Annotated in this window: 15 protein-coding genes; 7 read left to right on the forward strand and 8 right to left on the reverse strand. The window is 57.9% G+C overall.

From position 1 onward, the window contains the following. The gene (locus ACQCLF_RS05490; protein ID WP_426985298.1) at nucleotides 1-789 is read left to right on the forward strand and encodes a DUF1461 domain-containing protein; all 789 of its coding nucleotides are present in this window, start codon (nucleotides 1-3) and stop codon (nucleotides 787-789) included. Here the strand turns inward: ACQCLF_RS05490 and djlA are convergent. From djlA to ACQCLF_RS05505, 3 genes are all read right to left on the reverse strand, one after another. After that, nucleotides 767-1,591 (reverse strand): co-chaperone DjlA, encoded by an 825-nt coding sequence (gene djlA / locus ACQCLF_RS05495; RefSeq protein ID WP_426985299.1) that lies wholly within the window; start codon nucleotides 1,589-1,591, stop codon nucleotides 767-769. The two genes, ACQCLF_RS05490 and djlA, sit on opposite strands and share 23 nt — an antisense overlap. 29 nt (nucleotides 1,592-1,620) lie before the next feature. Further along, entirely contained in the window at nucleotides 1,621-3,249 is a 1,629-nt protein-coding gene (locus ACQCLF_RS05500) for a protein adenylyltransferase SelO (protein ID WP_426985300.1), read from the reverse strand. Between the two features lie 92 nt (nucleotides 3,250-3,341). Next, nucleotides 3,342-4,010 carry a hypothetical protein gene (locus tag ACQCLF_RS05505; RefSeq protein WP_426985301.1) on the reverse strand — a complete coding sequence of 223 codons (669 nt, stop codon included), beginning with the start codon at nucleotides 4,008-4,010 and terminating at the stop codon, nucleotides 3,342-3,344. 314 nt (nucleotides 4,011-4,324) lie between these two features. Between ACQCLF_RS05505 and ACQCLF_RS05510 the strand changes: the two genes are divergently transcribed. Continuing rightward, a complete protein-coding gene (locus ACQCLF_RS05510) occupies nucleotides 4,325-5,071 on the forward strand; it encodes a peptidase (RefSeq protein ID WP_426985302.1) in 747 nt (248 codons plus the stop codon). Here ACQCLF_RS05510 and ACQCLF_RS05515 read toward each other — a convergent pair. The 4 genes from ACQCLF_RS05515 to ACQCLF_RS05530 form a co-directional block, all read right to left on the reverse strand. Continuing rightward, complete coding sequence (locus ACQCLF_RS05515; protein ID WP_426985303.1) at nucleotides 5,025-6,071, reverse strand: zinc-binding metallopeptidase family protein; 1,047 nt, start codon at nucleotides 6,069-6,071, stop codon at nucleotides 5,025-5,027. The genes ACQCLF_RS05510 and ACQCLF_RS05515 overlap by 47 nt on opposite strands. A 15-nt stretch (nucleotides 6,072-6,086) precedes the next feature. After that, a complete protein-coding gene (locus tag ACQCLF_RS05520) occupies nucleotides 6,087-7,049 on the reverse strand; it encodes an alpha-E domain-containing protein (protein WP_426985304.1) in 963 nt (320 codons plus the stop codon). 1 nt (nucleotide 7,050) lies between these two features. Then, nucleotides 7,051-8,499, reverse strand: coding sequence for a circularly permuted type 2 ATP-grasp protein (locus ACQCLF_RS05525; protein ID WP_426985305.1), 1,449 nt, complete (start codon nucleotides 8,497-8,499; stop codon nucleotides 7,051-7,053). Nucleotides 8,500-8,756: 257 nt separating this feature from the next. Then, on the reverse strand, nucleotides 8,757-9,443 hold the full coding sequence (locus tag ACQCLF_RS05530; protein WP_426985306.1) for a 2OG-Fe(II) oxygenase: 687 nt from the start codon (nucleotides 9,441-9,443) through the stop codon (nucleotides 8,757-8,759). A gap of 309 nt (nucleotides 9,444-9,752) precedes the next feature. Here ACQCLF_RS05530 and ACQCLF_RS05535 point away from each other — a divergent pair, with 309 nt between their 5' ends. Beyond that, nucleotides 9,753-10,019 carry a hypothetical protein gene (locus tag ACQCLF_RS05535; RefSeq protein WP_426985307.1) on the forward strand — a complete coding sequence of 89 codons (267 nt, stop codon included), beginning with the start codon at nucleotides 9,753-9,755 and terminating at the stop codon, nucleotides 10,017-10,019. A 4-nt stretch (nucleotides 10,020-10,023) separates the two neighbouring features. Here the strand turns inward: ACQCLF_RS05535 and ACQCLF_RS05540 are convergent, their stop codons facing one another. After that, nucleotides 10,024-10,362 (reverse strand): DUF1820 family protein, encoded by a 339-nt coding sequence (locus ACQCLF_RS05540; RefSeq protein ID WP_426985308.1) that lies wholly within the window; start codon nucleotides 10,360-10,362, stop codon nucleotides 10,024-10,026. Nucleotides 10,363-10,545: 183 nt separating this feature from the next. Here ACQCLF_RS05540 and miaB point away from each other — a divergent pair, with 183 nt between their 5' ends. The 4 genes from miaB to ACQCLF_RS05560 all read left to right on the forward strand — a co-directional run bounded on the left by miaB (nucleotide 10,546) and on the right by ACQCLF_RS05560 (nucleotide 14,926). Then, nucleotides 10,546-11,952: a tRNA (N6-isopentenyl adenosine(37)-C2)-methylthiotransferase MiaB gene (gene miaB / locus ACQCLF_RS05545; RefSeq protein WP_426985309.1), complete on the forward strand. Its 1,407-nt coding sequence runs from the start codon at nucleotides 10,546-10,548 to the stop codon at nucleotides 11,950-11,952. Nucleotides 11,953-12,438: 486 nt separating this feature from the next. After that, nucleotides 12,439-13,536, forward strand: a complete 1,098-nt coding sequence (locus ACQCLF_RS05550; RefSeq protein WP_426985310.1) for a PhoH family protein — start codon at nucleotides 12,439-12,441, stop codon at nucleotides 13,534-13,536. 8 nt (nucleotides 13,537-13,544) lie between these two features. Next, a complete protein-coding gene (ybeY, locus tag ACQCLF_RS05555; RefSeq protein WP_426985311.1) occupies nucleotides 13,545-14,024 on the forward strand; it encodes an rRNA maturation RNase YbeY in 480 nt (159 codons plus the stop codon). 8 nt (nucleotides 14,025-14,032) lie between these two features. Further along, nucleotides 14,033-14,926: an HlyC/CorC family transporter gene (locus ACQCLF_RS05560; RefSeq protein ID WP_426985312.1), complete on the forward strand. Its 894-nt coding sequence runs from the start codon at nucleotides 14,033-14,035 to the stop codon at nucleotides 14,924-14,926.

The raw sequence follows: 14,926 nt of genomic DNA on the forward strand, positions 1-14,926 counted from the left end.
ATGCCGACACGTTATCTTGGCCACCGTGATCTTCGCCCCCGTGGCTTGCCCGCCGTTGAGCAGTGCGTTTTCCAGCGCTTCCTGCTCTGGCCCCTGCTGCTGATCAGCCACTTCCTGGCCGCCGCCCTGCTGGCCTGGCACCTGCTGGCACAAGGGAGCTTTGGCTTTGCGCTGGCCTATCCTGCGCTGAATATCAACGAGCATATTGAACACTTCGGCCCTCAAAATCGGTACAAATCCGGCTTTGGCGATACGGATAAAGCCGAGCACCTGCGGTTGTTCGGGGAGATTGCCGACAGCATTCAAAAGGATGGCGAGGGGCTGGCGTCCATCACCTATACCGGGCCGGAGGGGGAACCGACATTGTTAATGCGACCGCCGGAGGTATTGCACCTCCAGGACGTCGCGCACCTAGTGACGTTTTTCTACCAAACCGGCCTGATCGCCGCGGTTCTGCTGGTGCTATTGAGTGCGTACACACTGTGGCGCCGCCCTCGCCCACCGCGTGTGCGGAGCGTTTTGCTGGTCCTGGCGATCACTTTGGCGGCGGGCGCGATCCTGCTGTGGAGCCTGGGACCGAAAACGGTGTTTTACCGGTTGCACGAATGGGTCTTCCCGCCCGACCACCCCTGGTTTTTCTACTACCAGGACTCTCTGATGACCACCCTGATGAAAGCGCCGGACCTGTTCGGGTTTATCGGTGCGCTATTGCTGGCACTGACCCTCGTAATCTGGGGCGGCACCCTCATTCCTTTCTGGCGGTGGCTCAATGACCGCGCTCGGCTTTAATGAGATCATAGGCCGTGCGGATTTCCTGGGAGCGCTCGGTCGCTTCCTTGACCATATCTTCCGGCATCCCCTGACCGATCAGTTTGTCCGGGTGATACTCGCTCATGAGCTTGCGATAGGCCTTTTTGATTTCCGCGTCACTGGCCTCCGGACGAACACCCAACGCATCATAGGCGCTTTGCAACTGGTCCGCCCGGGACGGGCCACCGGTCGGCCCCTGATAGCCGCCACCACTGTAGCCCTGCCCCTGCCCTCGAAACTGATTTTGCGCCTGAATCATGCGTAGCAGCTGTTCGAACATGGCGGGGGAAATACCCAGACCCTGCCCGATACGCTTGAGCAGCGTCGCCTCGCTCTGATCGAGCGCTCCATCGGCCAACGCCAGGTTCACCAGAAAGATGAGCAGCATGCGTACCAGATTGCTCCGACGTCCACACACTTCGCGAAAGCGTGCCACCTGGGCATCTACATCGAAATCAGCGGCGGTGCCTTCCTTGAACAGGGCGATGGCCTCGCGCCGGTGCTCGGCGGTCAGCCCCAGCTCCATCATGTAGGCTTCGGTCTGCTGCACTTCGGCTTCCGAAACGCGGCCATCGGCCTTGGCCAAATGACCACTCAGGCGGAACACCGTCTGGAAAAACGTTTGCTCTATCTCACGCCGCCGCTCAGGCGACCCCTCCGCCTGCACCTGGGCATACCCTTTATCGAACAGGTGCCCGACCGCGAGTCCGAGCAGTGCGCCCAGCGGGCCGCCGACCAACCAGCCGAGCCCCCCGCCAATTACTTTGCCTAAAATCATCATGGTGTTGTCTGTACCTGACTAAAAATGCGTTACGAACTGCAAGAAAGCATGGAACAACCGGCCTTGTGCCGCGCCCACTCGGGGCGCAGGGCGAAATAGCGCGCCTCTTCCTCCGGCTGCTCATCGTAGGGGCGGCGCAGCAGTGACTGCAAGTGATGAATCTCGCTGAAATCCCCTTCCGTCGCACGGTCAATGGCCTGTTGGGCCAGGTAATTACGCAGCACATATTTGGGATTGGTACGATTCATCAGCGCTCGACGGGACACGTCATCCGTGCCGTTAAGCACCCGGTCCTGCAATAGCCGCTCACGGTAGCGCCGCAACCAGTCGGCCATGGCGTGCTCCGCTTCAAAGCCTGGCGACTGGTAAAAGGCCCCGGCCACCGGCGCAATCAACTGCGAGCTGTCGCGCTCATCGGTGTCCTGATCCCAAAGGGGATCAAAATCCGCGAGCCGACGGTAAAAAATCGTCATGTCGGTTTCGCTCTGGCGCAACGCCTGCTGCAAGGTCGCCACCAGAGCGGCGTCGGTCTCGTCGCGCCAGTCAAGCAGCCCCAGCTTGGAGGCCATATCCCGCTCCCAGCAGCGCTGGTAGACGTGCCGGTAGTGTTCCATGACCGCCTGCAGCGGCTCCACCGCCCCAATCAGCGGATGCAGCGCGTTCGCCAATTGCGCCAGGTTCCACAGCGCCACCTGGGGCTGAGCCCCAAACCGGTAGCGCCGCCCTTCAGCATCGGTAGTATTCGGTGTCCAGTCGGGATCGTAGCCTTCCAGCCAGCCGTAGGGGCCGTAATCGATAGTCAGGCCGAGCACCGACATATTGTCGGTATTCATCACGCCGTGCACAAAGCCGACCCGCATCCAGTGCGCCACCATCTCGGCCGTGCTCTCGGCCACTTGCCGCAACCAGCGGATATAGGTGTCTGGACCGGGTTCGCCCAACTCGGGAAAGTCGGTTTCCAGGGTGAAGTCGAGCAGGCGTTTCAGCAGCTCGTGATCCTGCCGGGCAGCCGGCAACTGAAAATGGCCAAAGCGGGTAAAAGAGGGCGCCACGCGGCACACCACCGCGCCCGGCTCCCACTGCCGGTTGCCGTCATAAAACATATCGCGCTCTACACGATCACCGGTCAGGACCAGACTGAGCGCCCGGGTGGTGGGCACACCCAAGTGATACATGGCCTCGCTGCACAGGAATTCACGCACCGAGGACCGCAGCACCGCCAGACCGTCGGCGCCCCGGGAATAAGGCGTGGTGCCCGCGCCCTTCAGTTGCAAAGTCCAGTGCTCGCCAACCGCATTGTGCAGTTCGCCAAGATTGATGGCGCGACCATCCCCCAGCTGACCGGCCCAGTGGCCGAACTGGTGGCCACCATAAGCGGTGGCGTAGGGCTGCATTCCCTCCAGCAGCGCATTGCCGGAGAAGACCTGCGCGAAGGCCTCACTCTCGCAATCGGCTTCGGAAAAACCCAGTGAATCCGCCACCTCGCGGGCGTAGGCGACCAATTGGGGATTACCAGCTCGGCGTGGAGTAACAATACTGGATACAGCAGCCGCTACCGACCGTGGGATATTTTCCGCCACCGGATCGGTCGGCAATTCTCTCAACCAACGGTTGTCGAATTGTGGGGAGGATTGAAAGCGAACGAATTCAGAAGTCATGCGCCCAGTATATCATCTGATCCTGGGGAGGCTCATTGTCTGTCAACAAGCACCAACCATGACGATAAAACAGGCCCAGCGGACCCGATGCCTCAGGCGGCGGGCAGTCGATTGACGCGCCGACGGGCGAACCAAAGTCCGAGCAACCCGATCAACAGCAAAATTAAACCGCTGGCCTCGCTAAGCTCAGCTGTAACATTGCCATCCTCTAAATCGTCCACTGCAAAATCGTCATCGGAGGGGCCCGTAACCAATGGAGAACCACCGGTAAAAGTCATCCCCCACGATGGTAAAAATTCGCCCAACCGCCGATGACCCGCAGAGGCTATGAGGTAGCTCTCGGCGTCCGAGACGGACACGTTGATCCAATTGTCGCCAGAAAGCCAGCCGGAAACCGTAGGGGATGCGTCCAGGAAATCGACTGCCTCATCAAAGCGGTTCACCAATTTGGAATCGAGACGGGTATTCAACAGATACCGGGAACGGCCCGCGCGGAGACCACCAGAGTCATCATCCGCCACATCGGTATCTTCTAGCAATTGAGGGGTATCGTCCTGCAGGTCGGCGACTTCCTGACCCACGTCAGCATTGAGCAAAGCAGGGAGACCCTCAAAGGCCATCAAGTCCTCCCGTGTCGACGAGGCGATCAGTATCAGGCTGGCCAAGCCAACCAAACATACACCAATCAGTATTCTCCGTTTCGCCATTATTGCCTGCTTGAGATATGAGTAAATACGAATAACTGTGGCTTTCAGTGCCACCCGAGACCCACGCAAATGCAATATAGAGACCAAAAAAGACAAATCACATAGAAATCAACACGTTAAAAAACACAATGTCTTCTTTTACCTCCATCAGTCCGCTTTAATTCCGTGAAACGTAAAGAAAGTCAACAATTTCGCCGCCCCTCCCGCCCAGGCCTCACCCCGTGACACGAGGGACTGTCGATGGGTTTAACACTGTTTGCTGACCCTCAAAACCCCGCGAGACATGCAATAGGCCATCGCTGATGCTTGACGCTCCGGGTGACTGCTCTTAACCTAGGCGCCCTTTGAATGACTGGGCGTGCCTCATTATGACTTATTGTCTGGCCATCAACGTCGACAACGGCTTGGTGTTCTGTTCGGACTCGCGCACCAATGCCGGCGTCGATCAAGTAAGCACCTACAGCAAGATGTTCCGGTTCGGTGTGGATGGCGAACGGCAGTTCGTATTGCTCTCGGCGGGCAATCTGGGAACGACCCAGGCCGTGGTGTCAAAGCTGAAAAAGGATATCAAGGAGCAGTCTGAAGTCAGCCTGTTGACGGTGTCATCCATGAGCGACGCCGCCGAGTATCTGGGCGAGATCAATCGCGCTCAGCAGGAAAAGCACGCCGACAACAACGGGGCCAATTTTGAGGCCAGCTTCATTATCGGCGGCCAGATTCAGGGCGACAAACCCCGGATCATGATGGTCTACCCCGCCGGTAACTACATTACCACCTCCAAAGACACCCGCTACCTGCAAATCGGTGAGAGCAAATACGGCAAGCCGATTCTGGATCGCATCCTGACCGCTAAGACGGACCTCCATACCAGCGCCCTGTGCTCTCTGGTGTCCATGGATTCCACCATGCGCAGCAACCTGACTGTAGGGCCACCCATTGAACTGGCGCTCTATGAAAAGGACACCTTCCAACTGCAACACAATCGCTATGACGAGGATGACGAGTACCTTCGGGAACTCAAAAAAGCCTGGGACTCGCGACTCGTGGAAGCGTTTGTACAGTTGCCCGCTATTGAGTGGCGGCCTGAATCACCCGATGAATCATCCGAAGCTTAGCCACCACCGCGTCGCTCAACACGAAGGGGTAAGCATCCGATAACCCCATGCTGCGGTTGAGCGAGTTCAACACCAGGCTCAACTGTACCCACTGACGAACCAGGACATCCAGAGAGTCCTCCCCAGGCTCCGCTTCACTCAACGGCAGCCCGAACGCCCTGGCGGTATCGAGCGTATCCTGCATGTGCAGATAGTGCGCCCAGGTTTCCGCCCAATCCTCCAGCGGATGTGAGCCCGCGTACGCACTGATATAACGCTGGCGCCAGTCGGGTGCAGGCCCTTTGGCGTAATGCGCCTTAAGGGCTTTGTGGTACGGCAGGTCGGGGTCGCCAAAACGGTCCCGAAACTCGCTCTCCCAGGCTGATCCCCGAACCAGAAGATCATAGTAATAATGGCCGATTTCGTGCCGAAAATGCCCGAGCAGCGTCCGGTAGAATTCACCCAGTTGCTGACGGGTTTTTTCCCGATAGGCGTCATCCGCTTCAATCAGGTTCAAGGTAATCAGACCGCGGGCATGGCCCGTGGCGACGTATGATTCCTGCACATTGGCATTGGATCGGGTGTCTTCGAGAAACGCGAATGAGAGTCCCGGCAGCTCCCCATGAGCCAGATCCCGGCTGGTGGTTTGTGCCTCACTCTGAACCGGCAACCCGAGCTGCAACAATGTGTACAGCAGGTGCCGTTTCGCCGCTTCGAGCTTGGACCACTGCCGCACATTGCCCGGCCGCTCCAAATGCGGAACGATGTCGTTCAAGCGGCACGAGCGGCAATAGCGGTGATTGTCCTGCGCGGGCATTACCCAGTTGCAAGCGCGGTACTCCACCCGGTTACGGCAGTCGCGAAAACGCGTTCCACGATCGTCAATCCATTCATTTCCATCGGCACGCAACGCCACCATGGTTTGCCGGTCAGGATCAAACCGCAACGCCCGCCCGCAGGACAGGCATTCGGTGTTGTCAAAGTAAATGCGCTGTCCGCAGGTACAGTAAAACGCTTTCATAAGGAGGATCGCAACTTATTCGTTTTCCACCAGCGGGGTGACCGGCAGAAACCAGGTGCTGGTGATCTGTTGGTGCACATCGGCGACCTCCAGCTGTAAACCATCAATGTATTCCTGCAGTCCCGCCTGCAACAATTCTGGAATACTGGCGGTGCGCAAACGCCGCCGAACAGCGGTCGCCACGTGCAAGGCGTTATCGCTGTTGGGCAGCTTACGAAGACACGATTCCAGCTCTTCCAGACAGCGGGACACCGCCCTGGGAAACCGTCCGTCCTGCAACAAGAACGTCACCACATCCTCCGCGTTAACGCGGTCCTGAACGTGCTGCCGATACATCTGGTAGCCACTGGTGGAGCGCAATACGCTCATCCACAGAATGTTATCGTACGGCTCCAGAATGTCTTCTGCACCATTTAAATGCGGCAGCAGGTTGGCCGAACCGGCATCCACGATACGGGTGGTCATATCCGCCCGTTCGAGATTGCGCCCCAGTTGAATAAAATCATACGCACTGTTGTGGCTCATGCAGCCGGCGAGCAACCCGGTAAACTGTTGCACGCTGGTAATCACCATTTGCAACACACGGTTGCGCTCGCGGCGCGCCACGGATTTGGACAGATTATCTTTCACAGAAAGATACAGGTTATTAATCAGCTCCCACGCTTCCATCGGAATAATTTCGCGGGTAATGCGCGCGTTTTCTCTCGCCCAGCTCAGCGAATTCAGCAACGAGGAAGGGTTATCACGATCCGCCAGCATAAAGCGGATTACCGTGCGCTCATCCGCCTGCTCGGTATCCCCTCGGTTAAAAAATTCTTCCGTCCCACTGATGTGGATCAGTGATCCCCAGCCCACCCGAACGCCTTTGGGCAGATCCATCAGCAGATGGGAATTCACGTTCACCAGACGCGCCAGATTTTCGCTGCGCTCCATGTAGCGCCCCAACCAGTAAATGCGTTCAGCCACTCGCGACAGCATCTCAGTTATCTCCTTCCACAACGACCCAGGTATCTTTACTGCCACCGCCCTGAGAGGAGTTCACCACATAGGACCCCTTAGTCATGGCCACCCGGGTAAGCCCGCCGGGCGTCACGTGATGCTCGCGCCCCTGTAAAATAAAAGGTCGCAAATCAATGTGACGCGGCTCGGCATTGCGCGGTGTGACCACCGGCGCGGTGGAGAGCGACATCAACGGCTGCGCCATATAGTTGCGCGGGTTGGCCTTGATTTTTTGCGCGAAGGCTTCACGCTCTTTTTTACTGGCCTGGGGACCCATCAACATACCGTAGCCACCGGACTCATTGGCGGGTTTCACCACCAGCTTGTCGAGATTCGCCAACACGTAATCACGCTCTTTTTTATCGCTGCACAGGTAACTCGGCACATTGGGCAAGAGCGGTTCTTCCCCCAGGTAATACTTGATCATGGCCGGTACGTAGGTGTAGACCAGTTTGTCATCCGCCACGCCCGCCCCGGGCGCATTCGCCAGCGCCACATTGCCTTTGAGCCACGCCCTCATCAGACCGGGAACGCCCAGCACCGAGTCCGGATTGAACATTTCCGGATCGAGAAACAGGTCATCGATGCGCCGATAGATCACATCCACGCGCGCCAAGCCGTTGATGGTGCGCATGTACACCATGTCATCTTCCACAACGAGGTCACTGCCCTCGACCAGCTCCACACCCATTTGCTGGGCCAAATAGGAGTGCTCGAAATACGCGGAGTTATAAATGCCGGGGGTCAGGACCACGATTTCGGGGAATTCCATCGGGCGCGGCGAGATCGCCGCGAGCGTGTCAAACAACTGGTTGGGGTATTCGGTCACCGGCAGAATGGTGTGATTTTCAAACAGCTCCGGCAGCACCCGTTTGGTGACTTTGCGATTTTCCAACATATAGGACACACCGGAGGGCACACGCAAATTATCCTCGAGTACATAGAACTGACCTTTGTGATCCCTAATCAGGTCGGAACCACACACATGCGCCCACACACCCAGCGCGGGTTTCATGCCAATGCACTCGGAACGGAAATTTTTCGAATCGGCTAGCAGGGACTCGGGGACGACTTTGTCCTTGAGAATCTTGCGATCGTTGTAGATATCGTCAATAAAGCAGTTGAGCGCGGTGAGACGCTGAATCAAACCGCGCTCGGTTTTTTCCCACTCACGTTGCGGGATGATGCGGGGGATAATATCGAAAGGCCAGTCGCGATCAATGTTGCCGGCATCGCTGTATACGGTGAAGGTAATGCCCATGGTTTTGATGGCAAGCTCAGCAGAGAGTTTGCGTTCCTGCAGTTCCTCGCCACTGAGGGAGGCCAGGTAGTTTGCTAAATGCCGTGCCGCTTTGCGCGGGTTGCCGGGGGAGCTGATCAGTTCATCGTAAAAATCGCCACACGCGTATTCGCGCCAGTCAATCTGCATAGCCGAGTCCCTACTGCTGTGAATGGGGCGCTCTTGAGGCGGCTGACTGTCTGCCTCTGTTCGGGCGCCGACGGTTTGACAATAGCACCTTGGGTGGGAAAGGCCAAGTTGGTTTAGCCCGGTTCCGGCTCCCAGGGTATTGATTCGGACCCGCATGAATACGTCCCTGTAGCTCTGCGTCGGCATCCATGCCTCCGACGGTCTCGAATCAATACCCTGGGAGCCGGAACCTCAGTGCCAATCCTCTAAGCCGGGAGTTATCGGGCGGGATCGGGGGCGCCAGCGGCGGTGTTGTTGACGCGGAACCAACCGGCAATGCTGTAACGTTCGCGCCGTGCGGGCAGCACTTCGTGAGGGAAAACTTCGCTGAGGAAGATCACCAGTTTGCCGTACTCCGGCAGCACGCGTTCGAGTTCCTGGTTATCGGCTTCGTTGTAGATAACGAGTTCGCCTCCGTCCGTCGGTTGCCAGTTGGGGTTCAGGTAGAAGACGGTGGACAGTACACGATTAGAGCGGCCCTTGAAGGCATCCAGATGCTTTTTATAGAAGGCGCCTTCCGGATAGGCGGCGTAGTGCGCTTCGTAATCAAACAGGCCGAGGAACAGCCGACGGTTGAGCCCCTGGCGCAACGCTTCCATCCAGGAGAGAAAATCACGGGCCGCCGGAGTGTCGCCGTGCAGCCAGCAAATTTCATCGGAGCGCACAAAGCGGTTTAGCTGGAAGTCGTCTTTGCGACCGATACCGGCCCGGCGGAAATCCGCCGCGGGCGTTTCCTTGAGTGCCAGAAACAGGCGGTTCACATGCTCGGGAGGCAAGGCATTGGGCACCACGGCGTAACCCTCGGTTTCAAGCCGCTCGGCAATGTGATCCAGCGTATCGCCATCAAACGGACCACCGGGTGGCGCCGGACCGGGTGAGGAAGCAAAAACCGATGATGTAGTCACACATTTACCCTGCGCTATGACGAGCCAAAACGGCGTTGAATCGACTCCGCTTGTGAAGAGACTTTCTCCACTTCGCGACCCGGCGTATCCACCGCCCCTGCAGGCTTTGACGGAACGACAGCAATGTTTCCTCGAAGGGAAAGCGCGCACAATAAAGAATGAATTGAGAAAACAGCCTGTTTCAGAAACTTGTCGCTTGCACCGCACACATTCTACCGGCTGCTCCCTGGAACCGCCACCACCTTACCCATTGACTTTGGGCAATGAGTCACGTTTCATGCGGGTTAATTCGTAGCGCCTGGATCTGTCATGAAACCGCAATGGCTGACCGCCCTCAAGCACCACTACACTGGCTCGTTGGAGCACGGGTTCCAGCAGTTTCGTCAGGGTGTAGCCTTCTTTTTCCTAGGGATGGTGGGGCTGTACATGGCCCACTCCATGCTGGCACCGTCGCTGGCACAAGAGGTCGCGGTACTGATCAGTGTGCTAATCGGTGGCGCGGGCTTTATCTGGGCCATGATGGCCCACGTGCGGATGCTGGTGGGCCGTCTGATCCGGTTCTTCGAGCGCCGTTAGCGGCTCAACTATCAGAACCGGGCTTGGGCATAAAATTGCCGTAGGGGAATTGCGCGACCTTATCGCCGCCTTTGAAGTCACTGATCTTGCCAGAGCCTTCCTTTTCCACCTCATCGATCCGCACGATGGCGTGCATGGGAATATAGGAGCGCTTGACCCCGGCGAACTCGTTTTTGAGCTTTTCCTCGGACGGATCAACCACGACCTGGGAGCGTTCACCAAAGACGAACTCTTCCACTTCGATAAAACCGTACATCTCGCTCTGGTAAATGGCGCAGGCAAACACTTCATACACCTGCCCCTGATTGAGGAAAATGACTTTATAAATCGGTTTCGCCGCCATAGAACCACTCGGGAGAAATTGCACAGAAACAGTGAGCTGAAACAAGGGGCGCGAAGAATAGCACAAAATCGTCGCTGTGAAGCGGTTTTGCGGTCGATTTTTGAGCAATCTATGGGATTTCGCCCGTAAGATCGCTATAATGCCCGCCCTCGATTTTGACCACTTTTTAACCAGGTTGTTGCCATGAGCACCGATACCAACGCCCCGGCCTCCTCGTCCGCCGCCCAGCCCGAAAAACAGCCCAAAAAGCTGTACATCAAGACGCACGGCTGCCAGATGAACGAGTACGACTCGGCCCGCATGCGCGACCTGCTGGGCGAATCCCATCAAATGGTCCCGACCGAGAATCCGGAAGACGCCGATGTCATCCTGATCAATACCTGTTCGATCCGGGAAAAGGCCCAGGAAAAGTTGTTCCACGAGCTGGGCCGCTGGAAGTCGCTCAAAGAGGCCAAACCGGACCTGAAAATCGGCGTGGGCGGTTGTGTGGCCAGCCAGGAGGGCGATGCCATCGCCAAGCGCGCACCGTACGTCGACATGATCTTCGGTCCGCAAACGCTGCACCGCCTGCCGGAAATGATTGAAACCCCCCGGGGCGACAGCGCCGTTGTGGATATCAGCTTCCCGGAAATCGAGAAGTTCGATCACCTGCCCCAGCCGGAATCCGATGGCGTAAGCGCTTTTGTCTCGATTATGGAAGGCTGCTCCAAGTACTGCACCTTCTGCGTGGTGCCCTACACGCGCGGCGAGGAAGTGAGCCGCCCGGTAACCGATGTGCTGGCCGAAGTGCTGCACCTGGCCGGCCAGGGTGTGCGGGAAATCAACCTGCTGGGCCAGAATGTGAACGCCTACCGCGGCGACAACGGCGATGGCACCGTCATCGACCTGGCCGAACTGATCACCTACGTGGCCGCCATCGATGGCATCGACCGCATTCGCTTCACCACGTCTCACCCGGTGGAATTCAGCGACTCCCTGATCGATGTCTACAACGACGTGCCGGAACTGGTCAGTCATATCCACCTGCCGGTGCAAAGCGGCTCCGACCGCATCCTGATGGCCATGAAACGCGGCCACACGGCGCTGGAGTACAAATCCAAGCTGCGCCGACTGAAAGCCAACCGGCCCAATATCAGTTTCTCTTCGGATTTCATTATTGGCTTCCCCGGCGAAACCGATGCGGACTTCGAGGCCACCATGAAACTGATTCACGATATTGGCTTCGACACCTCCTTCAGCTTCATCTACAGCCCGCGCCCCGGCACTCCGGCCTCAGACTTGCCAGACGATACGCCAATGGATGTCAAGAAAGAGCGTCTGAAAATCCTGCAAACCCGCATTACCCAGCAGGCACAGGAGATCAGCCGTCGTATGGTGGGCAATGTGGAGCGAGTGTTGGTCAGTGGTTACTCCAAGAAAGACCCAGGGCAGCTCTCGGGCCGCACGGAGAACAACCGTGTGGTGAATTTCCGCTGCGACGATCCGGCGCTGATTGGCAGGTTTGCGGATATTCGCATTGAGGAAGCCTTGCCCAACTCGCTGCGAGGCACGTTGCTGGGCTCTGAGCTGGATCAGGATTGGGCGGCGTAAAAGAAAGAGTGGCCTCTCCGCTGAGGGAGCACTTAGGTAATCCGGGCTCGATATCAGGTGGGCTGTTTCGGCAACGCGATGAATACGCCCCTGTAGCTCCCTCCCGGAACGCCGGACCGCTTCTTCCCTGAAGAGAGGGTTCCGAAACAGCCCACCTGACACCGAGCCCTCCGAGTTTAATTCTCGCTCATCGCTACGTAGCGACGCGGACTTTCGGCTGCCTTGGAGGGCACGGCGTCGGGGGACCTTTTGGCAAACCCTCGCTTCAGGGATGAAGCGGGGGAGCTACAGGGACGTATTCATCGCGTTTTGCCAAAAGGTCCCCCGATGACGGGCCCGGACGTTCAGAGAGCCGCGAAGCTCCTTATAACCCAAAGTTCCCAAAACCCACCGACTCAGAAACAAACAACCGAAGATTTGCCTTTTCGCCGTCATTTTTATGGTTTAGGCTTTAAGTAAGTCCACATACAGGAGATCGACACCTCTTTGAATAGTCACGCAGTAAACAGCCACGCAGTAGCCAGCCCCAAAACGGTCACCCAGCGCGTCACCCTGGAGCCGGATGACAATCGACGTCTCGCCAACCTCTGCGGTCAATTCGACCAGCACCTGCGACAAATTGAAGAGCGACTCGGTATCGAAATTCGCAACCGGGGTAACCAGTTTGCGCTCACCGGAGGTGCCAACACCACCGCCACCGCCGCCGAACTGCTCAAGCACCTCTACGGCGAAACCGATGTCGTGGAGCTGACACCCGATGAAATCCACCTCGCCCTGCAAACTTCCGGCATTGAGGAACTTATGGACCAATTGAACGAGCACGCCACGGGCGAGGACCGCACCGAATCCGACAGTGCCAGCCGCTCTGCCGACGATCGGGGTGATAAGACCGGCAGTCAGTCCGGCGCGTCGATGACGCTGATCCGCACCAAGAAGTGTACGATCAAGCCTCGCGGCGGGAATCAGCAGCGGTATGTTCAGGCGGTGCAGACCAACGACATCAACTTTGGCACCGGCCCCGCCGGTACCGGGAAGACGTACCTGGCCGTTGCCTGTGCCGTGGAAGCGCTGCTTAAAGACGAGGTCGAGCGCATCCTGCTGGTGCGCCCCGCCGTCGAGGCGGGCGAGAAGCTGGGCTTTCTGCCCGGTGACCTCGCCCAGAAGGTAGACCCTTACCTGCGCCCGCTGTACGACGCCCTGTTCGAAATGCTGGGCTTTGAGACCGTCGGCAAGCTGATTGAGCGCAACGTGATTGAAGTCGCGCCGCTGGCGTATATGCGGGGCCGGACGTTGAGCAATGCGTTTGTGATTCTCGACGAGAGCCAGAACACTACCCGAGAGCAGATGAAGATGTTCCTGACCCGGATCGGCTTTGGCTCTACGGCCGTGATTACCGGCGACCCCAGCCAGATCGACTTGCCCAAAGGCCAGAAGTCCGGACTGCGCCACGCCATCGATGTGCTGTCCAACGTTAATGGCATCAGCTTTACCCATTTCAGCGCCAAAGACGTGGTGCGACATCCTCTGGTACAGCGCATCGTCGAGGCTTACGACGCCTTCGATGAGGCCCAGCCGGACGACTGACGCTTACCATGAAACTGCACATCGATATTGCCGTCGCCACGACGGGCGGCGGCCTCCCCTCCCGTTCGCACATCAAACGGTGGATTGAGGCGGCGCTGATTGCCAGCGACGAGGCTCGCGACGAAGTCGAAGTCAGTGTGCGCCTGGTGGACGATGACGAAAGCCGGGCGCTCAACCACCAGTATCGCGGAAAGGACAAACCCACCAACGTCTTGTCATTCCCCGCCGACCTGCCACCGGAGCTGGAGCTGCCCCTGCTGGGCGATCTGGTCGTCTGTGCCCCCGTGGTCGCCCGGGAAGCCGCCGAGCAGGGTAAATCGCCCGAAGCCCACTGGGCGCACATGCTTGTGCATGGCACCTTGCATTTGCTAGGTTATGACCATATCGACCCCGAAGACGCCGAGATAATGGAAAGTCTGGAAACCCGGATTCTGACTCGGTTACACTACCCGGCGCCCTACGGGGCCGATGATCCACAACAGGACTGATTGACCTCATGAACGAAGACCCTCCCAGTAGCGGCTTATCCGCTCACTATTCTGATAAATCCGAACGAGCCGACAAGTCTGAACGCAGTGACCGATCCTGGCTGCACAAGCTGATGCAGGCGTTCAACGGAGAACCCCAGTCCCGCGAGGAACTGCTGGAAATCATCAAGGAAGCCGCCAACAACAAACTGCTCGACCAAGAAGCGCTGAGCATTATCGAAGGGGCGCTGGACGTTTCCTCCCTCCAGGCCCGGGAGCTGATGATCCCCCGCTCCCAGATCGTCGCCATCCGGGCGGACGATACCCCCAAAGAATTCCTGCCCAAGATCATCGAATCCGGCCACTCCCGGTTTCCGGTGATCGGCGAAAGCTTCGACGACATCAAAGGCATCCTGCTGGCCAAAGACCTGCTGCGCATGATGCTGGAAGAGAATACCGATTTCACCCTGGAGTCCATCCTGCGCCCCGCCAACATTATTCCCGAGAGCAAGCGGGTAAACGTGCTGCTGCGCGAATTCCGGGAAAAGCGCTACCACATGGCGCTGGTGATCGACGAGTACGGCGGTATCGCCGGCCTGCTCACTATTGAAGACATTCTGGAAGAAATCGTCGGCGACATTGAAGACGAGACGGACGAAGAAGTCAGTGACGAGTTTATCAAGCGAGTCAGCGACACCGACTTCATTGTCAAGGCACTGACCCCCATCGACGAGTTCAACGACTATTTCGAAGCCGGGTTAAGCGACGAGGATTTCGACACCATCGGCGGCATCCTGATGCAAGAATTCGGGCATCTGCCCAAGCGCAATGAAGTCGCCGTGATCGAGAACTTCCAGTTCCGGGTGCTCTATGCGGACAACCGCCAGATCCACCTGGTGCGACTGACCCTGCTCGACGACTGA

Origin of the sequence: Marinimicrobium sp. ARAG 43.8, assembly GCF_050113635.1 — a bacterium.
Classification (GTDB): domain Bacteria; phylum Pseudomonadota; class Gammaproteobacteria; order Pseudomonadales; family Cellvibrionaceae; genus Marinimicrobium.